Below are 24,587 nucleotides of genomic sequence, written 5' to 3' on the forward strand. Positions count from 1 at the left end.
GGGGTCTGTGCCCATGCTTGACGGGATCAGGATCATCGAGGTCGAGGGGCTTGGCCCCGGGCCGTTCGCGGCGATGACGCTGGCCGATCTGGGGGCCGATGTCGTGGTGGTGCACCGCAAGGGCGGCAACCCGACACCGGGCGTGCCGGAGCGGTCGGTGCTGGACCGGGGCAAACGCTCGATCGCGCTCGACCTCAAGGATGCGGATGATCTCGACGTGTTTCGGCGGCTGGTGGCCGGGGCCGATGGGCTGATCGAGGGGTTTCGCCCGGGGGTGATGGAAAAGCTCGGGATGGGACCCGCGGCTTGTCATGCGATCAACCCCGCACTGGTCTTTGGGCGGATGACCGGTTGGGGGCAGGATGGCCCGCTGAGCCATGCGGCGGGGCATGATCTGAACTATATCTCGATGTCGGGCGCGCTTTGGTATGCCGGGGTGCCGGGGGATGCGCCGGTGACGCCCGCAACGCTGGTGGGCGATATCGGCGGTGGGGCGCTTTACCTCGTGGTGGGGATGCTGGCCGGGATCATGCAGGCGCGGGCGACCGGGCGGGGCACGGTGGTGGATGCGGCGATCTATGACGGCTCGGCCCATATGATGAACCTGTTGATGTCCTTGCGGCAGGGGGGCGGTATGCCCGATGCGCGCGGGCAGGGGATACTGGACGGGCCGCATTGGTGCCGCAGCTACCAAACGCGCGATGGCGGCTGGATGTCGGTGCAATGCCTCGAGCCGAAATTCTATGCGATTTGCCTTGAATTACTTGGGCTTGGCGATGATCCGGATTTCGCGGACCAGTTCGATCGCGCGCTTTGGCCGCGTGCCACCGAGCGGTTGAAAACGATCTTCGCCAGCAAGACCCGGGACGAATGGGCCGACCTCTTCCTGGGAACCGACGCCTGTGTCGCGCCGGTGCTGAGCCCGGACGAGGCGGCCGCGCATGACATGAATGCCGCGCGCGGGGCATGGGCCGCGCCGGGGGGTGTGTTGCAGGCCGCGCCTGCGCCGCGATTTGCCGGGCAGCCGGACTGGCAGCCCCAAGCCGCACCCGCGCGCGGAGAGCACACGGATGAAATTCTGGCCGAACTCTCGACGAAATGAATATTTCGGCGCTTCGAGGCCGTGACGTGGATTATGGCGCAAGAGGGTAAAGCAGGGCTTAACCCGTGGTGCGCGCCGAATCGGCCGGTTCAATCGCCCGGTGGGTTGAGGGCTAACCATATCACCGCCAGCGCGGCCACACCAAGCATGGCAAGCGTGGTGGCCGCGAGGCCGAAGACCTCGGACAGGGCGGACACCAGGAAGGCCAGCGCCGAGGTCGAGAGCGTGATCGCCACCATCCAGAGCGACATGATCCGGCCGCGCAGATGGTCTTCGAGCCGGGCCTGGATGCCGATCTGGAGCGAGACTCCGACATAGGTTCCGGCAAAGCCCGTGAGTGGCGCCAGGGCCAGTGCGACCCAGAAATCGGGTGCAAGGGTCAGGCCCGCCGTGGCGGCGAAGCCCATCGCGATGACGCCAAAGCGCAAGGCGGGCAGGCGCAGGAGACGCGCGCCCGCGATCACCTGAAACACCGCCGCCAGAAGCGCCCCGGCCCCCACCGCCGAGGTGAGCAGGCCCAGCCCCTGCGCGCCTTGCGCAAACCGTCCATCGGCGATGAGCGCGAGGATTTCGCCCACCGCGCGTACCGGCCCGAGGGCCACCACGGTGAGGATCAGCGCGCGGCGCACCGGCCAACGCGCCCAGCCCGCGCGCAAGCCTTCGCCCAGATCGGCAAGATAGCTTTTGCGAGGCCCGTTTTCCTCGACATTGCGGGGGGATAGCGTGGGCGCGATAATGAGGTTGGGCAGGAAAAGCGCGGTTGAAATCACTGCCGTCGGCAGGGTGCCGAGCCCTGCGATCATGGCGCCGCCGATGGCCGGGCTGATGATCCGGCCGACATTGAAATTGAGTGCGGCCAACGCCACGACCGACCCGATCAGAGGCGGATCAACGAGTCGCGGCCCAAGCGATTGGCGCACCGGATGATAGGCCGAGATGACCATGCCAAACAGCAACGCGATGCCCAGGATGGGCAGCGGTGCAAGCCCGCCTGCGAACATCAGCACGAAAAGTGCTGCGGGGCAGACCAACAGGCCCGCGGACACAATGCGATAAATGGTGAGGATCGGAACACGATCGGTCAGCGCGCCGAAGAACGGCGAGGTGACCGCGACGGGGGCGAGGGAGGCGGCGGCGACGAGGCCGACGAAACTGGCGGAGCCGGTTTCGTCCCATGCCAGCCATGACAGCAGCACGCGGAAGATCCAGTTGCCGTTCACGCCCGCCACCGCGCCGATGAAATAGCGCCGGAACCCGGGGTGGGCGAAGGCCAGACGGGCACTCATCGCTTTGATTTCTTTGGAAAATGTCGCATCCATGCGTCCTCTTGCGCCCAGAGTAGCGCCGGGGGCGGGGGCTGCAAGGGCACAAAAGGGTTTCTTTTGTCATGACGCGACGTCCGGGCCGGTTAACGGGGCCGCGAGGGCGCCAATTCGAGGGGGTGACATCCGGCTGACATTCGGCTGCCGCCCGGCTGCCGGGTAAATCCTGCCAAAGGGTTAACGCAGGAGGTTAACCGACCGCCCGCCGCTTCCGCGTGATCAGGACGGGCGATGCAAGTCGGCCCTCGCCTGTGCGGCCTTGTCACGCATGATGCATCCTTCGGCATGGTCGTTGACAAGCCCCATGGCCTGCATGAACGCATAGACGGTGGTGGGGCCGACGAATTTCCAGCCGCGCTTGCGCAACTCCTTCGAGAGCGCCACCGAGGCGGGCGACGTGGAGCGGCTTTGCGGGGGGACATCCTCGTCTTGTGGTTCGAACCGCCAGATGAACGCGGCCAGCGAGCCTTCGGTCTCGACCAGATCACAGGCGCAGCGGGCATTGTTGATCACGGCTTCGATCTTGCCGCGATGGCGCACGATTCCGGCATCCGCCAGCAGCCGTGTCACATCCGTGTCGGTAAACCGTGCCACCTTGCGAAAATCGAACCCTGCGAAAGCGGCGCGGAAATTCTCGCGCTTGTTCAGGATCGTGCGCCAGCTCAGCCCCGATTGAAAGCTTTCGAGGCACAGTTTCTCGAACAGGCGGATGTCATCGACAACCGGGAACCCCCATTCGCGATCATGGTAATCGAAGAATTCGGGCGCGGCGGCGCACCAACGGCAACGCGGGCGCCCGTCAGGGCCGGGGATTGTCGTGCTCATGCCGGGGCCTTGAGGAAATCCAACGCGGGGATGGCGCGCTTGGCGTCGATTTCATGGGTTTCGGCGGTGACGATTCCGTGCACCACGAACGGGTCCGCGGCGAGACGGGCATCAAGGGCGGCGCGGCTTTCACCATGAGAGAGGATGGCACCGCCCGCTGCGGGTTCGAGCGAGCCGACACAGAGGAATTTCTCGTCTGCAAAGCCTTGCGCGATCCAGTCGTTATGCGCCGCCATGAAGTCCGGAGCTGCGGCCCGGTTGTCGGAAAATTTCAGGAAAGTTATGAACATATACGCCCCTCGTGCCGTGTCTGATCGTCAATGATGTCGTCCAGCCATTGCGTGATTGCGGCGACTTCACGTTCAATGAAGGTCTCATCGCGGAAGGCGCTGGACATGACCGCCACCCCTTGTGACCAGGTCAGAAGGTGCATGGCCCGTGCCTCGGCCTGTTGATCCATGCCAAGCGCGCGAAACTGCCCGGTGAGCCAGTCGCGGAACAGGCCCATGATTTGCGCGGCGCGATGTTGCGCGCCGTGCTCCAGCTTGGCCAGCTCCGAACACAATGTTCCGACCGGGCAGCCAAAGGCCATGATCCTGGTGCGGTTGGTGATCAGCAGATGGATGAACGACAGGATGCGGTCGCGGGGCTGCGCGCCCTCGGCTTGCCAAGTGTCGAGCATCATGCGCGTCCGGTCCATCCGGCGCGCGATCACGGCATCCAGTATTTCATCCTTGGCCTTGAAATGGTGATAGAAATTCCCGCGCGAGATGCCCACCGCCGCGGCGATGTCGGCAAAGGATGTGGCCTCGAACCCGCCTTCATAGAAAAGCGTGTCGGCTTTCTCGATGATCTTTTCGCGGGTTGAAACCGTGGGCAAGGCGGACATCCTGTCGTGATTTGCGATCAGGTTAGGTCAATTGTCCTAGAGCGTCAATGGGGTGAGTATCGGGTTAACAATGGATAGATTTTCATGGCGGCAGCATTGGAGAGTTTTCGCCCGCCCCGCCCGTCGTGGCAAAGGCATGCCTTTGGCGTGTCGGCGGTGGTGGGGATGTATCACTGTGCGATGCCGCGACCGATTTGCGGTTGGGGCAGGAGGTTGGTCAGGCGGCGCCAGAGCCATTCCCAAGGCCCGAACGGGAAGAAACGCAGCCAGAGCTGGGCAAAAACGATCAGCGCCACATAGAACACGCTGGCGATGGCCAGAACCCCCAGTGTGCCCAACTGCCCGATCAACCCCAGGCCCCAGCCGTAGAACAGGGCCTGTCCCGAGATCGCGGTCATCAGGTATCCGGTCAGCGTCATGCGACCCAGAGGTGCCAGCAATCGACGCAGCCAGCCCACCGAAGGCCCGGCCAGAGCCGCACCGATCAGCATGAGATAGCCCAGCGCCATGATCGGGCCCTCCAGTTTGAGCATGACCCAGAACCCTTCGGGTTCCACGACATAGCGCAAGACGATATTCATCGTGGCCCCCACCAGCGCCAACATGAGCCCCAGCCGCAGCAGGTGATCGCGACGACCGGCCAGGGCCATGATCACACCGCTTTTCCCGGCCGCAAGCCCCAGAAGGAACAGCCCCATGAGCGTCATGAACCGCAAGACAAGCGTGCTGTCCGCGGCTTCGGACGCGGCAAAGATCATGCGCCAGTTCTGTTTTACCGTGTCGGTGAGTTCTGGCGATGCGAAGGCATCGAGGCTTTCGGTATGACCGCGGGGGACGGGGTTGGGCATCTCGTAGCCGCCCAATGCCAACGTCACCGGGGCGGCAATCACAAGTGCCAGTGCCAGCCCGGCAATCACCCGTGTCGGCAGGCGCGCGGCGAATGGCAGGATCAGGCCGAGCACTGCATAGCTCATCAGGATATCGGCCCAGAAAAGGAACAGCGCGTTGAACAGCCCGATCATGAACAGCACCATCAGCCGCTGGACGAAACGCACCGTCGCATCGCGCGACGACATCGCCTTGCCCAGGATCACGCTGAAGCTGAAACCGAACATGAAAGAGAATGCAGCCAGTGCCTTGTCATCGACGAAGATGCGGATGAGCACCCAGACAAAGCGATCCGCGGTTCCCAGCCACTCGGTGCGCATTTCCGGCGTAAGATAGGCCAGTCCCGAGAACGTAATCATGTTCATGATGATGACACCGGCAAGTGCCACGGCCCGCAGCGCGTCGAGCAGGTCATTGCGACTGTGCGCTTCCTTTGTGCTCATGCGACAATTCCCTCTTGCCGTCCCGTCCCTCCCACGGGTGCATCGGCAGGCTCCGGCGCGGACGCATGGCCAGAATACCGTTTTCTGTCGATATGTTTGGCTTGCATTCAGGGCGCCACGTAGATTTTGATAAAATCCTTCGGCGGTCACCGCATGTCCAGAGAACCACCATCGCGCTGGCAGAATCTTGCCAAACGCGATGCAGGTTGCCCGGGCCGTTTGCGGTCCGGGCATGCGCCCACCCGGGTGGGCGCATGCCCCCCCGGTGGGTGAATTTTATTGAGCGTGCGCCCTAGAAATCGAGGTTCTCGACCGAGAGCGCGTTCTTCTGGATGAATTCGCGCCTTGGTTCGACCACGTCGCCCATGAGCTTGGTAAAGAGGTCGTCGGCCTCGGCCATGTCGTCGACCTTGACCTGCAGGAGCGTGCGTTCCTCGGGGTCGAGCGTGGTTTCCCAGAGCTGATCGGGGTTCATTTCACCCAAGCCCTTGTAGCGTTGCAGGGAGAAGCCCTTTTCGCCCTCGTCGAGGATCGAGGAAAGCAGGGTCAGTGGGCCGTGGATCAGTTGCTCGCGGTCCTTGCGGACGAGTGTCGCGGGCTGGTCATAGATCTCTTGCAGGCTTTCGGTGAAGCTCCCGGTGCGGCGGGCTTCGCCTCCGCGCAGGATCGGGCCGTCGATGGTGCGCACCTCTTCGACGCCGCGCAGGATGCGGGCGAGGCGGATGCCGTGATCCTGGGTGATGCGCCCCTGCCAGCCGCGTTCGTATTCCAGCGCGATGAGGTCGAGCCGTGCCGCCACGTGGTTGGCCACGCCTTGCAGGTCGGATTCCACCGCACCGGGCACGAAGGCCCCGGCGATGGCGGCCTGTTCGAGGATGTGGCGCGGGTAGTGGGTGGGAAACGCCTCGAGCACGCGCTTCAACTGCCGCGCCTCGTCAACGATACGCACGAGGTCGGCCCCGGCGACCTCGGCCCCCGATCCGAGCCGCAGGAGTGCGGTTTCGACGCCCTGCTGGATCAGGTAATCGTCAAGCGCGTTTTCGTCCTTGATATAGACCTCGGACTTGCCGCGCCCGACCTTGTAGAGCGGCGGCTGGGCGATATAGAGATAGCCGCCCTCGATCAGTTCGGGCATTTGCCGGTAGAAGAAGGTGAGCAGAAGCGTGCGGATATGCGCGCCGTCGACATCGGCGTCGGTCATGATGATGATCTTGTGATAGCGCAGCTTCTTGATGTCGAACTCGTCGCGCCCGATGCCGGTGCCGAGCGCCATCACCAGGTTGCCGATTTCCTGGCTCGACAGCATCCGGTCGAAGCGCGCGCGCTCGACGTTGAGGATCTTGCCCTTGAGCGGCAGGATCGCCTGCGTGCCACGGTCGCGCCCGGTCTGGGCCGAGCCGCCCGCCGAGTCACCCTCGACGATGAAAAGCTCGGTCTTGGCGGGGTCTTTCTCGGAACAATCCTTGAGCTTGCCGGCGAGGAAATTCACATCCATCGCCGTCTTGCGGCGGGTCAGGTCGCGCGCCTTGCGCGCCGCCTCGCGGGCGAGCGCCGCCTCGATGATCTTGCCAACGATCATCTTGGCCTCGTTGGGGTTTTCCTCGAACCATTCCGAGAGTTTCTCGGTCATCAGGTTCTCGACCGCGGGGCGAACTTCGGAGCTGACCAGCTTGTCCTTGGTCTGGGAACTGAATTTCGGGTCGGGCACCTTGACCGAAAGGACGCAGGACAGCCCTTCGCGGGCGTCGTCGCCGGTGAAGCTGACCTTTTCCTTCTTCGCGATTCCGCTTTCCTGTGCGTATTTGCCGATCGTCCGGGTCAGCGCGGCGCGGAAGCCCGCCATGTGGCTGCCGCCGTCGCGCTGGGGGATGTTGTTGGTAAAGGGCAGGACGGTCTCGTGATAGCTGTCGTTCCACCACATCGCGACCTCGATGCCGATCTCGTCACGCTCGCCGTTGACATAGATCGGTTCGGGGATCATCGGGGTCTTGTGGCGGTCGATATACTTGACGAATTCCTTGACCCCGCCTTCGTAGAAAAGATCGGTTTCAAGCGGTTCGGCCGGGCGTTCGTCGCGCAGGATGATGCGCACGCCGGAATTGAGGAAGGCCAGTTCGCGCAGGCGTTTTTCCAGCGTCTCGAAGGAATATTCGAGGTTGGAAAAGGTGGTGGTCGAGGCGAGGAAGCGCACCTCGGTGCCCTTGCGGCCATTGGCATCGCCCATGACGCGCAGATGCTCGACCGTTTCGCCGCGTTCGAAGCGGGCGTAATGTTCCTTGCCGTTGCGCCAGATGCGCAGGTCGAGCCAGTCGGAAAGCGCGTTGACCACCGACACGCCGACCCCGTGCAGACCGCCCGAGACCTTGTAGGAATTGCTGTCGAATTTACCGCCGGCGTGAAGCTGGGTCATGATGACCTCGGCCGCGCTCACCCCTTCTTCGGTGTGGATATCGACGGGCACGCCGCGCCCGTTGTCGGACACGGAAACCGATGAATCGGCGTGAATCGTGACGGCGACGTGATCGGCGTGACCGGCCAGCGCCTCGTCGATGCCGTTATCGACCACCTCGTACACCATGTGGTGCAGCCCCGAGCCGTCATCGGTGTCACCGATATACATGCCGGGGCGCTTGCGAACCGCATCCAGGCCCTTGAGAACCTTGATGGAATCCGCGCCGTATTCTGGGATCTGCTGCTCGTTTTCGGACATGTCCGCGCCTTGGCTGTTTTTGCTGTCATCTTATACGATTTCCGGCGGGGAATGTTAAGGGCAGAGGCATGTTTTCCGCCAGTCGAATGCCGGTTCGAATGCCTGTGCAAATGCCGGTCGAATCGCGGGTCAGGTGAAGGGAATGACCAGCCCGACAAGGATCAGGAGACTGCCCGACGCGATGTTGAGCCGCCGCAGGGCGCGCGGGCTTTGCAAGAGCCGTCGCGCGCGGTCGAGAAACAGCGCGAGACCGAGATTGCCCAGCATCGGCACGATGGCCGACACCGCGAGGATGGCGGCGATATCCGGGCCGGTGACACGGCTCAGATCGAAAAAGCCGGGCAGCACGCCCATGTAGAACAGGATCGCCTTGGGGTTGCCGATCACTGCCGCGACGCCGACCGCGAACCCGGCCCAGAGGCCCGGGCGCGTCAGGCGGCTGTCGCGTTCGGGGCGTTCGGCCGGGCGCCGGATCAGGATGAGGCCCATGACAAGGAACACCCCCGCCGCCACCCAGCGCAGCAGCGACAACAGATCGCCGTAAAGCGAGAGCACCCAGGCCAGGCCGAAGATCGCGCAGAGCGGCCAGATCAGATCGCCCAGCGCGACACCGATGGCCAGCGGCCAGGCGCCGCGCATGCCCCCCGAAAGCGCGCGGGCGATGAGCGCGACCCAGACCGGGCCGGGGATGACCCAGAGCGCGGCCATGCCGCCCGCATAAAGTAAAAGTGCCTCGGGTGTGACAGTCATGTGCATTATCCGGTCTGATGGTGGGTATGGCTGAGGCCGTTGTCCTCGGTCACTTCGATCCGCTGGGCGCGGCTGCCCAGTTCGGCGAAAAGCTCGGGGCCGGTGCCGGTCATCCAGGCCTGTGCGCCCAGCGCGCAAAGCTCGTCGTAGAGCGCGGCACGGCGGGTGGCGTCGAGATGGGCCGCGACCTCGTCGAGCAGAAGGATCGGCGGGGCGCCGAAATCGCGGGCCAGCGCGCGGGCATTGGCGAGGATGAGCGAGATGAGCAGCGCCTTCTGCTCGCCGGTCGAACAGTCGCGGGCCGCGATGCCCTTGGCCGCGAAGGTGCCGATCATGTCGGTGCGGTGCGGGCCGACAAGGCTGCGCCCGGCAGAGAGGTCACGCATGCGGCTGTCGGCCAGCGCGTGGGCGAGGTCGGCCTCTTCGCCGGGCATTTCGCCCTCGGATTGCGAAAGCGCCAGGTCCGCGGTGGGAAAGGCGGTTTCCGCGGCCGATTGCGCCACGGCCAGGTGATCGAGCGCGGCCAGCCGGTTGGCATGGATCGCCGCGCCCGCCTGTGCCATCTGGCGTTCGAGCGCGAGATACCAGTGCGGATCGCGCACCATGTCCTTCAGGAGCTGGTTGCGCTGGCGCATGGCCTTTTCATAGGCGAGGCTCAATTCGCCATGGTCGGGAAAGAACGACAGCGTGATGCGGTCGAGAAATCGCCGCCGCCCCTCGGCCCCCTCGATCCAGAGCCGGTCCATCGCGGGGATCAGCCAGAGCACCCGGGCGATCCGGCCCAGTGCGGTCTGGGGGGCCGTCTTGCCGTCGATCCGGACCTGCCGGGGCTGTGCGTCCTCGGACCAGATTTCGACTTCGTGGATGTGGCCAAGGCTGTTCAGGTGGCCGGTGAGTTTCCAGCCCAGCGTTTCGGGGCGGCGGGCCATGTCCTGTGCCGCCGCACGCCGCAACCCGCGCCCGGGAGAGAAGAGAGAAATCGCCTCGATCAGGTTGGTCTTGCCCGCGCCGTTGGGGCCAAAGATCGCCACGGGGCGGGCATCGACGTCGATCACCGCGCGCTTGTGCGAGCGGAAATGCGACAGGGCCAGATGGGTGAGCGCGAGGGTTGTCATATGGTGCATCCGTTTTCTTTCAAAGAAAACGGCCCGGAATTCCTGAGAAATTCCGGGGCCACTCAGACCCGCATGGGCATGACGACGTAGACGGCGGAAGTGTCGTTGCCTTCGCGCATCAGGGTCGGGTCGCCGGAGGAATTGAACATGAAAACGGCGTTTTCGCGGTCCACCTGGCTGGCGATTTCCAGCAGGTACTTGGCGTTGAAACCGATCTCCAACCGCTCGTCGCCATAGGCCACGGCCAGTTCTTCCTCGGCGGCGCCGCTGTCGGGGGCGTTGACCGAGAGGGTGAGCTTGTCCTCTTCGAGGGTGAGTTTCACCGCGCGCGAGCGTTCGGACGAGACGGTGGCGACCCGGTCCACGGCATGGGCGAATTCGCTGGCGTCGACTTCGAGCCGCCGGGTGTTGCCCTGCGGGATGACGCGGGTGTAATCGGGGAAGGTGCCGTCAATCACCTTGGACGTGAGGGTAATGTCGGGCGTGGCGAAGCGCACCTTGGTCTCGCTGACCGACACGGCGATCTGCGTGTCGTCATCGTCGAGCAGTTTGCGCATCTCGCCCACGGTCTTGCGCGGGACGATCACGCCGGGCATGTCGCTTGCACCGTCGGGCAGGTCGGCGTCGATCCGGGCGAGGCGGTGGCCGTCGGTGGCCACGCAGCGCAGCACGCGCCCGCCCTCGGATTCGGCGACATGCATGTAGACACCGTTGAGGTAATAGCGCGTTTCCTCGGTCGAAATGGCGAATTTCGACTTGTCGAAGAGCCGCCGCAGCACCGGGGCGGGGGCCGAGAAATTCGAGCTGTATTCCGACGACGCCATCACCGGAAAATCCTCTTTCGGGAGCGTGGCGAGGTTGAAATGCGACCGGCCCGCGGCGACCGAGAGACGGCCCGCGGCGCTGTCATCGGTGAGTGTGACCAACGCGCCATCGGGCAGTTTCCGCACGATCTCGTGCAGCGTCACCGCCGAGACCGTGGTGGCGCCGGCGCGTTCGACCTGCGCGGGGGCGCGGTCGACCACCTCGATATCGAGATCGGTGGCGCGGAAATGCACATCCGAGCCCTCGGCCTCGATCAGGACATTGGCCAGGATCGGGATCGTGTTGCGGCGTTCGACGACCGATTGCGCCTGGGCCACCGCTTTCAAGAGCGCGCCGCGTTCGATGCTGAATTTCATACCCTCACTCCGTATCCGTCTGGCCGGGAGCGAAACCCTAGCCGTTTCCCCTGTCTGTGCAAGGGGCTTGTGGGTGTTTTCGGGTTTAATGCGCGGCAGGTCAAGGGCTTGGCCGCGCGGTGGATGTGGGGCGGGGGTCGTGCCGCAAGGATGAGGGTCAGGCTTCGAGCGTGCGGCGCAGCAATTCGAGGTCTTCGGCGATCTGGCCGTCCTGGGCGCGCAATTCCTCGATCCGGCGCACGCCATGCATGATCGTGGTGTGATCGCGCCCGCCGAAATGGCGCCCGATCTCGGGCAGCGAGCGGCTGGTCAGTTGCTTGCACAGATACATTGCCACCTGTCGCGGGCGGGCGAAATTGCGCAGCCGCTTGGGCCCGATCATGTCCGAAAGGCGGATGTTGTAATGTTCGCTCACCTTGCGCTGGATCTCTTCGACGGTGATCTTGCGTTCCGAGGCGCGCAGCACGTCGGCGAGGCAATCCTGGGTCAGTTCATGGGTGATCTCGCGCCCGACCAGCGAGGCGAAGGCGAAGAGCCGGGTCAGCGCCCCTTCGAGCACGCGCACGTTGGTGGAAATCCGGTGGGCGAGGAATTCAAGCACACCGTCGGCCAGCACGAGATCGGGATATTGCGCGCGCTGGATCTCGACCTTGGATTGCAGGATGCCGAGGCGCAATTCGTAATCCGTGGGATGCAGGTCGACGACAAGGCCGCATTGCAGGCGGCTCTTGATCCGGTCTTCGAGATCCTTGATCTCGCCCGGGGCGCGGTCGGCGGAGATGATGATCTGCCGGTTCTGGTCGACCAGCGCGTTGAAAGTGTGGAAGAATTCTTCCTGCGTCGATTCTTTGCCGGCGATGAATTGCACGTCATCCACCATCAGCACATCGACCGAGCGGAACAATTCCTTGAAATCCATCATCTTGCGGTCGCGCAGCGCCTGCACGAAGCGATACATGAACTGCTCGGCCGAGAGATAGACGACGTTGAGATCGGGACGGCGCGATGACAATTCATGCGCGATGGCATGCATCAGGTGGGTCTTGCCCAGTCCGACCCCGCCATAAAGGAACAGCGGGTTGAAGGTGACGGCGCCGCCTTCGGCGACGCGCCGCGCGGCAGCATGGGCCAGCTCGTTCGGCTTGCCGACGACGAAGCTGTCGAAGGTAAAGCGCGGGTCGAGCGGTGCGGCGGGCAGCAGATCATCACGCGGTGCGGTGCGGGCCGGGCTGTGAACGACCGGTCCGGCCTGTCCGTTCGTGGCCGGGGCGGCGCGCTCCGCGGCGGGTTTCGGCGACGGCTTGGCGGGGCCATCGGCCACTTCGAACCGCACACGTCGCACATCGGCGCCGGTGGCCGACATCTGGTAGCGGATCACGTCGCCGAAATTCTGGCTTACGTAATTGCCCAGAAAGCTGGTGGGAACGTGAAACGTGGCGACACCATCGGACAGGTTGTCGAATTGCAGCGGTTCGATCCAGTTCTTGAAATTGTTGCGTCCGACCGTCTGCAGGAGTGTTTGCTGAACCTGTCCCCATTGTTCCTGTGTCATCTGTCCCCGATCCACGTTTATTTCCCTTCAAGCAGCGCCAACCACATGATCCGCGGCCAGACGGATCACAGAACGAAACACGGGTTGCACAGCCAACAGCCTCTCCGTGGCCTTGCCGATGCGGCAGGCCGAAAACACGGTCGTTGACCAACACCATTGCGCACCACAACACCCGAGGGGCTGGCCGGTTGCCCGCACCGGCACGATCACGCCTTGGGCGTGACGCAGAACTGGACAAGATTCAGCAGCAGCAGCGTGCTAAAATACAGACGCAAACCGCCCCGTTTGCCGGGGCTGGAAAGGCCCTCTGTGGCTTGTCCCCCAAGTGCGATGTGACTCGCAAGGAAGAAATTAGCAACATGCGCTGCGAGGGGGCAACGAAACTTCACGCTTGACTCTGTCTTTTCGTGAAAAGAATCTCTCAAGTCCTTTGAAGTCAATGAAATAAGGGGTGCAAGAAAAAAGGGCGCGCCGTGAGGCACGCCCTTGAATGGATTGAAATCCGCTGCGGCCGCTTAGCCGAGGGTTTTGATCCGGGCCGAGAGGCGCGACATTTTACGCGCGGCCGTGTTCTTGTGATAGACGCCTTTGGTCACGCCACGCATCAGTTCGGGCTGGGCCGCGCGAAGCGCGTTTTGCGCCGCGTCCTTGTCGCCCGAGGTGATCGCTTCCTCGACGCGGCGCAGGAAGGTGCGGATGCGCGAGCGGCGGGCCTTGTTGACGGCAAAGCGGCGTTCGTTCTGACGGGCGCGTTTCTTGGACTGGGGCGTATTGGCCATGTATCGGGACCTTTCTTCGGTTCGGTTCAATTTCAATGCGTGAAACCGCCCGAACGGGCCCCGGCGTCGTCCGGGTGATTCTTGCCAAGGCGGGCATCACGCGCATGTCTGGCGCGCTTCATACGCAATTCCGCGGGAAATGCAATCGCCAAAACCGTTTGCGCCGGTTTTCGCGTCGCCCCGGGCGGTGCATGCTCTGGCCCTTGGGAATGATCTGGCCTAAAGAGGGGCATGATCCTGAGTTTCGGCAAGAAGGCTGGCGCTGTGAACGAAAATCACCGGGGACGCATGACGCGCGATGGCATCCGTATCCATGACGAGGCGGATTTTGCAGGCATGCACAAGGCGGGCGATCTGGCCGCGCGGATTCTGGACGAGGTGGCGGAGCACGTATTTCCCGGCCAGACCACGGGCGAGATCGACCGCATCATCGAGGAGCGGGTGAAGGCGGCGGGCGCGAAATCGGCCACGATCGGTTACAAGGGCTATCAGCATGCGTCGTGCATCAGCGTGAACCACGTGGTCTGTCACGGGATTCCGGGCGACAAGGTTCTCAAGGATGGCGATATCCTCAATGTCGACGTGACGGTGATCGCCGATGGATGGTTCGGGGACACGAGCCGGATGTATGTCGCCGGCAAGCTCAGCCGCAAGGCCGAGCGATTGATCCAGGTCACGCATGATGCGCTGATGAAGGGGATCGAGGCGGTGAAGCCGGGCAACACGTTCGGCGATATCGGCCACGCGATCCAGACCTTCGTCGAGGGGCACCGGATGAGCGTGGTGCGCGATTTCTGTGGTCACGGCCTGGGCCGGGTGTTTCACGCGCCGCCCAACGTGCTGCATTACGGGCGCGCGGGCAGCGGGGCGCGGCTCGAAGAGGGCATGTTCTTTACCATCGAGCCGATGGTCAACCTGGGCCGTCCCGAGACAAAGGTTCTCGCCGATGACTGGACCGCGGTGACGCGCGATAAGTCGCTTTCGGCGCAGTTCGAGCATTCGGTGGGCGTGACGGCGCAGGGCGCCGAGGTTTTCACCCTGTCGCCCGCGGGCAAGTTCCACCCGACCTGGGGCTGAGGTTTCCGACGGGGGGCGAGTGCTGGCCCCCTGGCAGAAACGTGCCGTCACATCCGGCCCCGCGCCATAGCCAATCCGGGTGGCCTGCGCCAGACTGCGTGGGCGGGGCGATGCGCGCCCGGGTGGAGGGAACGCGATGCTTGCGGCAGATGAGAGACCCGGGGCGGGGCTGGTGATCCCGCTCCTGTCGGCGGCGAACTTCATCATCGGCATCGGTGCATTCCTCGTGATCGGTATCCTGAGCCCGATGGTGGCCGATCTCGGCGTGAGTGCCGCGCGGGGCGGCTGGATCATGACATCCTATGCGCTGGGTTATGCGGTCCTTTCGCCGATTCTGGTGTCGCTGACCGGGGGTGTCGGGCGGCGGCGGGTCATTGCCGGGGGGCTGGTGGCGTTTGCGCTCGCCTCGGCGCTGTCGGCGCTGGCGCCCAATGACATCGTTCTCAATCTCGCGCGGGTTCTGGCGGCGGCGGGGGCCGGGGTGGTTACGCCGGTGGCCGCCGCGGTGGCCGCCGGGCTGAGCGGGCCGGGGCGGCAGGGCCGGGCGCTGGCGTCGGTGTTCTTTGGCCTCACGATGGCGCAGGTCGTGGGCGTGCCGGTGGGCAGTTTCCTGGCCTACATGCTGGGCTGGCGGGCGGCGTTCTGGGTGGTGTCGGGGCTGGCGCTGCCGGTGGCTTTGGCGGTCTGGGTGATGATTCCGGCGGGGCTGTCATTCCGCCCCGTCACGTTGCGCGACCTGCGGCAGGTGCTGACCGACATGCGGCAGATGGCGGTGATCCTGTTCACCGCGTCGTTCCTCGGGGCGATCTATGTCGTCTATACCTTCTTCTCGCCCATCCTGACCGAGACCATGGGGTTCGGGCGCAACGAGATGACGCTGGCGCTGGTGATCTACGGGGTGGGCGCGGTGGCGGGCAACCTGATGAGCGGACGGATGAGCGATGCGATCGGGCCGTTTCGCACGCTGTTGATTGTGAGCGGAAGCCAGGTGATCCTGATGCCGGTCTTCTCAATTCTGCCCTTGCCGGTCTGGCAGGTTTACCTGTTCCTCTTCCTGTGGCCCGCCTTTGGCTGGTCCTTCATGGCGGCGCAGCAGGCGCGGCTGATGCGGATGGGGCCCGAGCGCGCGCCGGTTCTGATGGCGCTCAACGCGGCGTCGATCTATGTCGGCGCGGCGCTGGGCTCGGCGCTTGGGGGGCTGGTCCTGGCGGGATGGGGCATGGCGGCGCTGGGCCTTGGCGGGGCGGCGGCGGCGGCGTGGGCGATGCTGCACCTCGTGGTGACACGCGGGAGGGAAGACGGCGCGCGCTCCGAATGAGGCTCAGCCCGCCGGCGGCACGGCGAGGCGATAGAGATGCCACGTGGCGTGGCCGAGCCATGGCAGGACAAGGATCAACCCGAGGAAGAAGGGCAACGATCCGAGCGCCAGCAGGATTGCCACGGTGAGACCCCATGCCGCCACGGTGAGCGGGTTCTGGCGTGCCACGCGCAGCGAGGTGGCCACGGCCACCGGCAGGCCCGGCGCGCGGTCGATCAGCATCGGGAAGCTGAACGCCGCGGTGACCAGCACCAGCGCGGCAAAGACGAAGCCCACGCCGAAACCGATCACGATCATGGTCCAGCCTGCGGGTGTGGTCAGCACCGCCTGAAGAAAGGCGAGGTGCGTTTCGGGCTGGATCGGGCCGAGCGTGGCCTGGTAGATGCCATAGGCGGCGGCCATCCAGACGAGGAAGATGGCGAAGAGATAGAGCCCGAGCACGATGACGGGCGCGATGGCGGTGCGGCGCAGGTGGCCGAGCGCGGCGGGCCAGGTGACCGGTTGATCCGTTTCGCTCTGTCGGCTGAGTTCGTAAAACAGGATTGCCGCGACCGGGCCGATCAGGGCAAAGCCCGCGGCCAGCGGAAAGATCAGGTGGATGAGCGATTGCTGAAACGCGACATAGGCCAGCGCGAGGCCGAGCACGGGGTAGATGAGCAGCAGCGCGGCCACATCCGAGCGGAACCGCGCGGCATCGCGCGCGCCAAGGCGCAGGGCCGTGCGGATGTCGTCAAGGGTGATGCGGTTCACCTCGGGCAGGTCTGCCGCGGGATCGCTGCCAAGGCTGCGGGTCATCTCGGCAAGCGCGTGGCCCGCGCCGCGCACCTGTCTTGCGCCCCACGAGGCGGGGTTTCCGATTGTCTGGACCATGTGATGCCTCCTTTCCTGTTCCGGGCATGACAGGCGGAACGGGGCCAGGGCGGCGCATGGGGACACGCATGATGAGCAGCGGCCCCCGGAAATGCGCCGACTGCGCCCGCGTGGCCTGTTGTCCTTGATCACAGGATAACATGGCCCGGCGGGTCCGTGCTTTCACGATGTCGGGAGGGTTACTTGGCCGAAAGCAGCGTGATCACCGTGTCGCCATAGCGCCGGGCATCGAGAAGCGTCGTGCCCTCGGGCGGGGTGATGGGCGCGCTTTCCTCCCACACGATGAGGGCGCCGGGGGCGATCCAGCCGCCGAGCTGCGCGGCGGCGAGGGCCTGTTCGCCCAGGCCCCGGCCATAGGGCGGATCGAGGAAGACGAGGGTGAACGGCGCAGCGGGGCAGGGGCCGAGTTTGCGCGCGTCGCGGCGAAAGAGCTTGGTCGCTCCTCCGGCGTTGCAGATCTCGATATTGCGGCGGATGAGGGCGCGGGATTTCACCCCGTCATCGACGAAGGTGACATGCGTCGCCCCGCGCGAGAGGGCTTCGAGCCCGAGCGCGCCGGTCCCTGCAAAGAGGTCGAGCACCCGCGCGCCGGTCACCGGATCGCCGAACCGCCCGCCGGCGAGGATGTTGAACAGGCTTTCGCGGGTGCGGTCGGTGGTGGGGCGCAGATGTGCGCCGGGATCGCCCTTGCCGACGCTGGCCAGCGCCCGGCCCTTGAAGGTGCCGCCGACTATGCGCATCGGGCTGACCCCGTGCTGCCCAGTCTGCTGCGCAGGCCGGGTGGGGTCTTTGCCCGGTGACTCACATCAGCGCCTTGAGGTCGGTCGCCGGGTCGGTCACGGTCATCGGATCGGGCGATTTGCCGCCTTCGATCAGGCGCTTGCCGATCATGTAGGCGCGCGGGTCGTTCATCGCGTCGACGGCAAGGAGCCGGTCGCCGTTGTAATACCAGATCGACTGGCTGCCTTCCTTGTCGCCCTTGCGGGTGAACACGCGGGTATAGCCCGCGTTGAGACCGGCGATTTGCAGCTTGATGTCGTATTGATCGGACCAGAACCACGGTTTGGCGACATATTCCTTGCCCGCGCCCAGCATGTTCTGGGCCACGCATTCGGCCTGGTCGATGGCGTTGGGGACGGATTCGAGGCGGATGCGCTGGCCGCGCCAGGGAAAGGACGTGCAATCGCCCGCGGCCCAGATATGCGGGTCGGACGTGCGACCCTCGGCATCCGTCCTGATGCCGTTCTCGATCTCGAGCCCCGCCGCCTCGGCCAGTTGGGTGGCCGGGGTGATGCCGACACCGACGATGGCGAAATCGACCGCGATCTCGGTGCCGTCGGAGAGCCGCGCGCCGGTGACGCGGGATTCGCCCGTGAGGGTTTCGAGACCCACGCCTTCGAGGATTTTCACGCCATGCGCGGTGTGAAGCGCGCGAAAATAATCCGAGGTTTCGGGCGAGGCGACACGTTGCAGAATGCGGTCGGCCATTTCCACAAGGGTGACGTCGAGCCCCTTTTTCGCCGCCACGGCGGCGGCTTCGAGCCCGATATAACCGCCACCGACGATCAGCACGCGGCGGCCGGGGGCAAACTCGGGGGCCATGTCATCGACGTCCGTAAGGGTGCGCACCACGTGCACACCGCCAAGCGCGCCCCCGATGCTGTCGGGCAGGCGGCGCGGCACCGATCCGGTGCAAAGCGCCAGCATGTCATAGGGCACGGTTTCGCCCCCGGTGGTCACGGTGCGGTTGTCACGGTCGATGCCTTGCACATTGGTGTCGAGCCGAAGCGTGATGTCATTCTCGGCATAGAAGCTTTCGGGGCGCAGGTAGAGCCGTTCGACCGCCATGTCGCCCAGGAGATACGCCTTGGAAAGCGGCGGGCGTTGATAGGGCGGGGCGGTTTCCGCGCCGATGAGGGTGACGGCGCCGGAATGGCCAAGGTTGCGCAGCTTGGCGACAAGCGATGCACCCGCCTGACCCGCGCCGATAACCACGATGTGAGACATATCCGCATTCTCCCCGTTGCGTCCGCCGGGTGAGCCTATAACTTCGGCTCACGGAAACGCAACGCAAGACAGGAGAGTATGATGGCGATTTCAGTGGGCGAGACGCTGCCCGGCGGCACGTTGATGAGGGTCGGGGCCGAGGGGCCCGAGCCGGTCGAGCTTGAAAGCAAGGTGGCGGGCCGCAAGGTGGTGATCTTCGCGGTGCCGGGGGCGTTCACGCCGACCTGCCATTCGGCGCATGTGCCCAGTTTCCTGCGCGTCAAGGACGAGCTGGGCGCGAAGGGCGTGGACGAGGTGATCTGCGTGAGCGTCAATGACCCGTGGGTGGTTCAGGCCTGGGGCGAGGCGAGCGGCGCAGCAGAAGGCGGCATCACCATGCTGGCCGATGCGTCCGGCGCCTTTACCAAGTCGATCGGCATGGATTTCGACGCGCCGCCGGTGGGTTTCGCCGGTCGGTCGAAACGCTATGCGATGCTGGTCGAGGATGGCGTCGTGAAGGTGCTGAACCTCGAAGAATCGCCGGGCACCTGCGAGATTTCGGGCGGTGAAGCGATGCTGTCGGCGTTGTGATGAGGATTTCGGCGGGCGGCGGGGTCTGCCGCCGCCTGTGCCCCCCGTGCGGGGCTTTCGGGGCATGTGACGCATGACGGACAAGACCGGGAACGGTGCCGCGGTGGCCGATCTTTTCGTGATCGGCGGCGGCATCAATGGATGTGGCATCGCGCGCGACGCGGTGGGGCGCGGGCTGTCGGTCGTGCTGGCCGAGCAGGGCGATCTGGCACAGGCCACGTCATCGGCCTCGACCAAGCTTTTTCACGGGGGCTTGCGGTATCTCGAATACGGCGAGATCCGGCTGGTGCGCGAGGCGTTGCGCGAACGCGAGACCCTGTTGCGCGCGATGCCGCATATCAGCTGGCCGATGCGCTTCGTCCTGCCCTGGCATCCCGAGATGCGGTTCGAGGGCGGCACGCCGGTTTCGCGGCTGCTCGGGGTGTTCATGCCGTGGCTGCGCGGTCGGCGGCCGAAATGGATGATCCGGCTGGGGCTTTTCCTTTACGATCACCTGGGCGGGCGCGAGATATTGCCCGGCACCACGCGGCTTGATTTGCGCACCGCGCTCGAGGGGGCACCGCTCAAACCCGGGATCGAGGTGGCGTTCGAATATTCCGATTGCTGGGTCGAGGATTCGCGTCTGGTTGTGCTCAATGCCCGCGATGCGGTGGCGCGCGGGGCCGAGGTGTTGACCCGGGTGCGGGTCGAACAGGCAAGGCGCGTGGGCGATCTGTGGGAGATCACGCTGCGCGATGCTGAGACAGGGCAGGCGATGACGCGGCGCGCGCGGGTTCTGGTCAACGCGGCGGGGCCGTGGGTGGGTGACGTGATCGGCGGTGTGGCCGGTGTGAACAGCACCGAGCGGGTGCGGCTTGTCCGGGGGAGCCATATCGTCACGCGCAAACTCTATGATCACGACAAGTGCTATTTCTTCCAGGGGCGCGACGGGCGGATCATTTTTGCCATTCCCTACGAGGGTGATTTCACCCTGATCGGCACGACCGATGCCGACCATCCGGATGCGGATGTGCCGCCCGTATGCACCGAGGAAGAACAGGACTATCTTTGCACCTTTGCGTCGGAGTATTTCGCGCAACCCGTGACGCGCGAGGATATCGTCTGGACCTATTCCGGCGTGCGGCCGCTTTACGATGACGGCGCGGGGACGGCGGCGGCGGCGACGCGCGATTACGTGCTGCGGCTTAACCGCGAGGGGGCGCCGCTCTTGAACGTGTTCGGCGGCAAGATCACCACCTATCGGCGGCTGGCCGAAAGCGCGATGGAAAAGCTGGGCGCGGTCTTTGCCGACATGCCCGGGCCGTGGACGGCGGGCGTGCCCCTGCCGGGCGGGGATTTCCCGGTGGACGGGGTGGAGGACTTGATCGCGCGGCTGATGCGGGATTATCCCTTTCTTGAAGAAGGCGAGGCGCGGCGCATGGTGCGGGCCTATGGCACCGAGGCGTGGGAGATGCTGGGCGATGCGCGGGCGCGCGACGATCTGGGCCGCGATTTCGGGGGCGGGTTGAGCGCGCGCGAGCTGCGCTGGCTGATGCGCCATGAATTCGCACGCCGGGCCGAAGACGTGGTCTGGCGCCGGTCCAAGCGGGGGCTGCGGATGAGCGTTGAGGAGATCGCGACGCTGGATGCGTGGATGCGCGAGCAGGATGGGGAGGGCGAGCGATGAGCCATATTCTGGCGATTGATCAGGGCACCACGTCGAGTCGGGCGATCATCTTTGATGCGGACATGCGGGTCGTCGCCGTGGCGCAGGAGGAATTTGCCCAGCATTTCCCCGCTTCGGGCTGGGTCGAGCATGATCCGGCGGATATCTGGGCTACCGTGGCGGGCACCTGTCGCGCGGTGATCGAGCGGGCCGGCATCGGTGCGGGCGATATCGCCGCCATCGGCATCACCAACCAGCGCGAAACCACGCTGGTCTGGGATCGCGAGACCGGCACGCCCATTCATAACGCCATCGTCTGGCAGGACCGCCGCACCGCGGATATGTGCCGCGAGTTGAAAGAGGCGGGGCACGAGGCGATGATCGCCGGGCGCACGGGGCTGTTGCTCGACCCCTATTTCTCGGGGACCAAGCTGCGTTGGCTGCTGGATACGGTCGAGGGCGCGCAGGAGCAGGCCCGCGCCGGGCGGCTTTTGTTCGGGACGGTGGATTCCTACCTCATCTGGAAGCTGACCGGCGGGCGGGTGCATGCGACCGACGCCACCAACGCCGCGCGCACGCTGCTGTATGACATCCGCGAGGGGCGCTGGAGCGAAGAGATCTGCACGCTTCTGGACGTCCCCATGGAGATGCTGCCCGAGGTGCGCGATTGTGCCGATGATTTCGGGCTGACACGGGCCGACCTGTTCGGTCGTGAGATTCCGATCCTCGGCGTGGCCGGTGATCAGCAGGCGGCCACGGTGGGGCAGGCCTGTTTCGCGCCGGGGATGATGAAATCGACCTATGGCACGGGGTGTTTCGCGCTTCTCAACACCGGGGAGGTGCCGGTGCAGTCGCAGAACCGGCTCTTGACCACCATAGCCTATCAACTGGAGGGCAAGCCGACCTATGCGCTGGAAGGGTCGATCTTTATTGCCGGGGCGGTGGTGCAATGGCTGCGCGACGGGCTCAGGATGATCCGCGCGGCGAGCGAGACGCAACCGCTGGCCGAAAAGGCCGATCCGGGGCAGAACGTGATCCTCGTGCCCGCCTTTACCGGGTTGGGCGCGCCCTATTGGCAGCCCGAGTGCCGGGGCGCGATCTTTGGACTGACGCGCAACACCGGCCCGGCGGAGTTTGCCCGCGCCGCGCTGGAAAGCGTGGGGTTTCAGACCCGGGACCTGCTCGAGGCGATGCAGGCCGACTGGATGTCGGAAAGCGGCCGCGGCGATGTGGCGACCCTTCGGGTGGATGGCGGCATGAGCGCCAGCGACTGGGCCATGCAGTTCCTGAGCGACATCATCGGCGCGCCGGTCGACCGCCCCGAAGGCGTCGAGACCACCGCGCTGGGCGCGGCCTGGCTGGCGGGGATGCGGGCCGGGCTTTATCCGTCGATGGAGGAGTTCGCCCGGGGCTGGGCGCTGGAGCGGCAATTCGCGCCGGGGATGGACGATGCGACCCGCGCCACCCGATACGCGGCCTGGACCCGCGCGGTGCAGGCGGTGATGCAGGTTCAGGCGCCGGGATGAGCCGCTTGTGTCCCGTCGCATGACGGCCAGATCAACGGGCGGGGTTCGGCGGCTGTGCGGGGCGACTCCGACCTTGGCAAAACAGGTTGAGTAAGCTTAGCATTTCCATAAATGTGGAGATACTGGATGGAGCTGGTCTTCTCGCTTGGGACGATAGTTCTGGTAAACGTCCTGGCGTGGATAACGCCGGGCCCGAATATGTTCGCCGTGATGGCCGCATCCTTGACGCACGGTCGCCAGCATGGTCTGGCGACCGGTCTCGGGTTGGCATGTGGCGCATTGCTCTGGTCGGTTTTCGCGGTGCTGGGTGTCGCGATCCTGTTCGACCTGTTGCCGAGGGCCGTGGTGGCGCTCAAGCTCGCCGGTGCCGCATATCTTGTCTGGCTCGGGATAAAATCCATCAGAAGTGCCAAAAACCAGAGTGGTGACATAGGCATGGCCAGGGCGTCCGATCTCGCCCTCACACGATCCTTCAGAACCGGCCTGATTGTCAGCATGACCAATCCGAAAGCCGCGCTTTTCTTTGGCTCGGTGATGGCAGCATTCATTCCAGCAACCGCGACTGCCTGGTTCTTGTCGCTGGTGGTTGCAATCTGTGGACTGCTTGCCGTGGTTTTGCATTCCATAACCGCGACGCTTTTTTCCACCCGCCTTGCAATGCGCTTCTTCGCCCGGTTTCAAAAGGCGATCTCTTGCACGTTCGGCGCAATTTTCGTGACGATGGGCGGCTCGATCGCCTATGCCGCGCTGCGGAGAACGCAATAGCCAAGGACTCCGGCCCGTCATCCGGCGGCGTGCCTCCGGCTTTGCCGGGCCCGTCGGGTGTCAGGGTTCGAGGTCGATGGCGAAGGTCTCGTCGTTCCAGCCGTCCTGCGAACAGCGGGCGCGGACATGGATGCGGCGCAGGCCGTCGGGCAGCATCACGTTATAGAGCGAGCGGGTGAAGGGCTGTTCCTCGACATGCGGATGCATGAGTTCGCGAAAGCCCAGCCGGTTGCCCGCGTCGTCGAGCACCTCCCACGCGTCGGCAAAGTGATCCCAGCCGGCATCGGGATGTTCGAGCGTCACGTCGATGCGCCAGCCCATGCCGGTGCGGAAGGCTTCGACGGCGAGGATTTCCGGGACCTCGGGCCGGGCCGCGGCAGGCAGGAGCAGGGCAAGGGCAAGGGTAGCGGCGGGAAGGGTGCGGGAAAGGATCATGGCAGGCTTGTAGCAGGGCCGGGCGGTCACCGGCATCTCAATTCTTCGTGTCAGGGTCGGGGGCGCCACGGCCTTTTCTCAGGCGTCGCGCGGGGGAATGTCGATGGCGCGCTGGATCGCGGGGCGGTCCATGAAACGGTCGAACCATGCCACGACATTGGGGCGGCTGTCCCATGCCACTTCTGACTTGGCGCCATAGAAATCGAGCGCGCGCAGCCATGGCGCGGTGCAGATGTCGGCGATGGAATAGTCGTCCATCAGCCAGTCACGCCCCGCCAGCCGGGTTTCGAGAACATCGAGCAGGCGCATGGTTTCCTTGCGGTAGCGGTCCACCGGGCGGTGATCGTCGATCTCGGCACCGCCGAAGGCAAAGAAATATCCCAACTGTCCGAACATCGGGCCGATGCCGCCCATCTGGAACATCACCCATTGCAGCGTGTGATACCGCCGCGCGGGATCGGGCGAGAGGAATTTCCCTGTCTTTTCGGCAAGGTAGACAAGGATCGCACCGGATTCGAACAATTCGAGCGGCTGGCCGCCCGGGCCGTCCGGGTCGATGATCGCGGGGATCTTGCCATTCGGGTTGAGCGAGAGGAACGCGGGGCTTTTGACATCCGCGTCCGAGAGCGTGACCCGGTGCCATTCATAGGGCAGGCCGGTCTCTTCGAGCATGGCCGAGACCTTGACCCCGTTGGGGGTGGCAAAGGAATAGAGTTGCAGGATGTCGGGATTGGCAGCGGGCCAGCGGGTGTTGATCGGGTGATCGGTGATCGTGCTCATGGGGTCTCTCCTGATGGGTTCGGGGAAAAATAACCGGA

Annotated in this window: 23 protein-coding genes; 7 read left to right on the forward strand and 16 right to left on the reverse strand. The window is 64.9% G+C overall.

Going from position 1 to position 24,587, the window contains the following annotated elements; genetic code table 11:
* The first annotated feature begins 13 nt into the window (after positions 1 to 13).
* The gene (locus FLO80_RS17590; protein WP_111364770.1) at positions 14 to 1,102 is read left to right on the forward strand and encodes a CaiB/BaiF CoA transferase family protein; all 1,089 of its coding nucleotides are present in this window, start codon (positions 14 to 16) and stop codon (positions 1,100 to 1,102) included.
* A gap of 89 nt (positions 1,103 to 1,191) precedes the next feature.
* Here FLO80_RS17590 and FLO80_RS17595 read toward each other — a convergent pair whose 3' ends face one another.
* The 11 genes from FLO80_RS17595 to rpsT all read right to left on the reverse strand — a co-directional run bounded on the left by FLO80_RS17595 (position 1,192) and on the right by rpsT (position 13,556).
* The gene (locus FLO80_RS17595; protein WP_188078330.1) at positions 1,192 to 2,388 is read right to left on the reverse strand and encodes an MFS transporter; all 1,197 of its coding nucleotides are present in this window, start codon (positions 2,386 to 2,388) and stop codon (positions 1,192 to 1,194) included.
* Positions 2,389 to 2,643: 255 nt separating this feature from the next.
* Positions 2,644 to 3,249 (reverse strand): DNA-3-methyladenine glycosylase I, encoded by a 606-nt coding sequence (locus tag FLO80_RS17600; RefSeq protein ID WP_111364776.1) that lies wholly within the window; start codon positions 3,247 to 3,249, stop codon positions 2,644 to 2,646.
* Positions 3,246 to 3,539, reverse strand: coding sequence for a YciI family protein (locus FLO80_RS17605; RefSeq protein ID WP_111364778.1), 294 nt, complete (start codon positions 3,537 to 3,539; stop codon positions 3,246 to 3,248). The genes FLO80_RS17600 and FLO80_RS17605 overlap by 4 nt, the downstream gene beginning before the upstream one ends.
* Complete coding sequence (locus FLO80_RS17610) at positions 3,530 to 4,129, reverse strand: TetR/AcrR family transcriptional regulator (protein ID WP_111365002.1); 600 nt, start codon at positions 4,127 to 4,129, stop codon at positions 3,530 to 3,532. Before FLO80_RS17610 ends, FLO80_RS17605 begins: the two co-directional genes overlap by 10 nt.
* A 179-nt stretch (positions 4,130 to 4,308) precedes the next feature.
* Positions 4,309 to 5,469, reverse strand: a complete 1,161-nt coding sequence (locus tag FLO80_RS17615) for a DUF418 domain-containing protein (protein WP_188078331.1) — start codon at positions 5,467 to 5,469, stop codon at positions 4,309 to 4,311.
* 292 nt (positions 5,470 to 5,761) lie between these two features.
* Entirely contained in the window at positions 5,762 to 8,179 is a 2,418-nt protein-coding gene (gyrB, locus tag FLO80_RS17620) for a DNA topoisomerase (ATP-hydrolyzing) subunit B (RefSeq protein WP_111364783.1), read from the reverse strand.
* Between the two features lie 129 nt (positions 8,180 to 8,308).
* Positions 8,309 to 8,929 (reverse strand): LysE family translocator, encoded by a 621-nt coding sequence (locus FLO80_RS17625; protein WP_111365004.1) that lies wholly within the window; start codon positions 8,927 to 8,929, stop codon positions 8,309 to 8,311.
* Positions 8,930 to 8,934: 5 nt separating this feature from the next.
* Positions 8,935 to 10,044 (reverse strand): DNA replication/repair protein RecF, encoded by a 1,110-nt coding sequence (gene recF, locus FLO80_RS17630; RefSeq protein ID WP_111365006.1) that lies wholly within the window; start codon positions 10,042 to 10,044, stop codon positions 8,935 to 8,937.
* A 62-nt stretch (positions 10,045 to 10,106) separates the two neighbouring features.
* Positions 10,107 to 11,225 carry a DNA polymerase III subunit beta gene (gene dnaN, locus FLO80_RS17635; RefSeq protein ID WP_111364785.1) on the reverse strand — a complete coding sequence of 373 codons (1,119 nt, stop codon included), beginning with the start codon at positions 11,223 to 11,225 and terminating at the stop codon, positions 10,107 to 10,109.
* A gap of 157 nt (positions 11,226 to 11,382) precedes the next feature.
* Positions 11,383 to 12,777 (reverse strand): chromosomal replication initiator protein DnaA, encoded by a 1,395-nt coding sequence (gene dnaA, locus FLO80_RS17640; protein WP_111364788.1) that lies wholly within the window; start codon positions 12,775 to 12,777, stop codon positions 11,383 to 11,385.
* Positions 12,778 to 13,292: 515 nt separating this feature from the next.
* Positions 13,293 to 13,556, reverse strand: a complete 264-nt coding sequence (rpsT, locus tag FLO80_RS17645; protein WP_111364792.1) for a 30S ribosomal protein S20 — start codon at positions 13,554 to 13,556, stop codon at positions 13,293 to 13,295.
* A 288-nt stretch (positions 13,557 to 13,844) separates the two neighbouring features.
* Between rpsT and map the strand changes: the two genes are divergently transcribed.
* The gene (map, locus tag FLO80_RS17650; RefSeq protein WP_246156718.1) at positions 13,845 to 14,633 is read left to right on the forward strand and encodes a type I methionyl aminopeptidase; all 789 of its coding nucleotides are present in this window, start codon (positions 13,845 to 13,847) and stop codon (positions 14,631 to 14,633) included.
* 136 nt (positions 14,634 to 14,769) lie between these two features.
* A complete protein-coding gene (locus FLO80_RS17655) occupies positions 14,770 to 15,951 on the forward strand; it encodes an MFS transporter (protein ID WP_111364797.1) in 1,182 nt (393 codons plus the stop codon).
* A 3-nt stretch (positions 15,952 to 15,954) separates the two neighbouring features.
* Here the strand turns inward: FLO80_RS17655 and FLO80_RS17660 are convergent, their stop codons facing one another.
* The 3 genes from FLO80_RS17660 to FLO80_RS17670 form a co-directional block, all read right to left on the reverse strand.
* A complete protein-coding gene (locus tag FLO80_RS17660) occupies positions 15,955 to 16,821 on the reverse strand; it encodes a DUF2189 domain-containing protein (RefSeq protein ID WP_111364800.1) in 867 nt (288 codons plus the stop codon).
* Positions 16,822 to 17,000: 179 nt separating this feature from the next.
* Positions 17,001 to 17,561: a 16S rRNA (guanine(966)-N(2))-methyltransferase RsmD gene (rsmD, locus tag FLO80_RS17665; RefSeq protein WP_111364803.1), complete on the reverse strand. Its 561-nt coding sequence runs from the start codon at positions 17,559 to 17,561 to the stop codon at positions 17,001 to 17,003.
* 61 nt (positions 17,562 to 17,622) lie between these two features.
* Entirely contained in the window at positions 17,623 to 18,828 is a 1,206-nt protein-coding gene (locus FLO80_RS17670) for an NAD(P)/FAD-dependent oxidoreductase (protein ID WP_111364806.1), read from the reverse strand.
* Positions 18,829 to 18,909: 81 nt separating this feature from the next.
* On the opposite strand from FLO80_RS17670, the gene FLO80_RS17675 reads away from it, so the two are divergent.
* The 4 genes from FLO80_RS17675 to FLO80_RS17690 all read left to right on the forward strand — a co-directional run bounded on the left by FLO80_RS17675 (position 18,910) and on the right by FLO80_RS17690 (position 23,334).
* Positions 18,910 to 19,398: a peroxiredoxin gene (locus tag FLO80_RS17675; protein ID WP_111365009.1), complete on the forward strand. Its 489-nt coding sequence runs from the start codon at positions 18,910 to 18,912 to the stop codon at positions 19,396 to 19,398.
* A 73-nt stretch (positions 19,399 to 19,471) separates the two neighbouring features.
* Entirely contained in the window at positions 19,472 to 21,064 is a 1,593-nt protein-coding gene (glpD, locus tag FLO80_RS17680; protein WP_111364808.1) for a glycerol-3-phosphate dehydrogenase, read from the forward strand.
* Complete coding sequence (glpK, locus tag FLO80_RS17685) at positions 21,061 to 22,569, forward strand: glycerol kinase GlpK (RefSeq protein ID WP_111364811.1); 1,509 nt, start codon at positions 21,061 to 21,063, stop codon at positions 22,567 to 22,569. The genes glpD and glpK overlap by 4 nt, the downstream gene beginning before the upstream one ends.
* Positions 22,570 to 22,695: 126 nt before the next feature.
* Entirely contained in the window at positions 22,696 to 23,334 is a 639-nt protein-coding gene (locus tag FLO80_RS17690; protein WP_188078332.1) for a LysE family transporter, read from the forward strand.
* Between the two features lie 60 nt (positions 23,335 to 23,394).
* Here the strand turns inward: FLO80_RS17690 and FLO80_RS17695 are convergent, their stop codons facing one another.
* Both FLO80_RS17695 and FLO80_RS17700 read right to left on the reverse strand, forming a co-directional pair.
* Complete coding sequence (locus FLO80_RS17695) at positions 23,395 to 23,769, reverse strand: hypothetical protein (protein ID WP_223145503.1); 375 nt, start codon at positions 23,767 to 23,769, stop codon at positions 23,395 to 23,397.
* A 78-nt stretch (positions 23,770 to 23,847) separates the two neighbouring features.
* Complete coding sequence (locus tag FLO80_RS17700; RefSeq protein ID WP_111364816.1) at positions 23,848 to 24,549, reverse strand: glutathione S-transferase family protein; 702 nt, start codon at positions 24,547 to 24,549, stop codon at positions 23,848 to 23,850.
* Positions 24,550 to 24,587 lie beyond the last annotated feature (38 nt).

This window comes from Aquicoccus porphyridii (genome assembly GCF_008369105.1).
GTDB classification, from domain to species: domain Bacteria; phylum Pseudomonadota; class Alphaproteobacteria; order Rhodobacterales; family Rhodobacteraceae; genus Aquicoccus; species Aquicoccus porphyridii.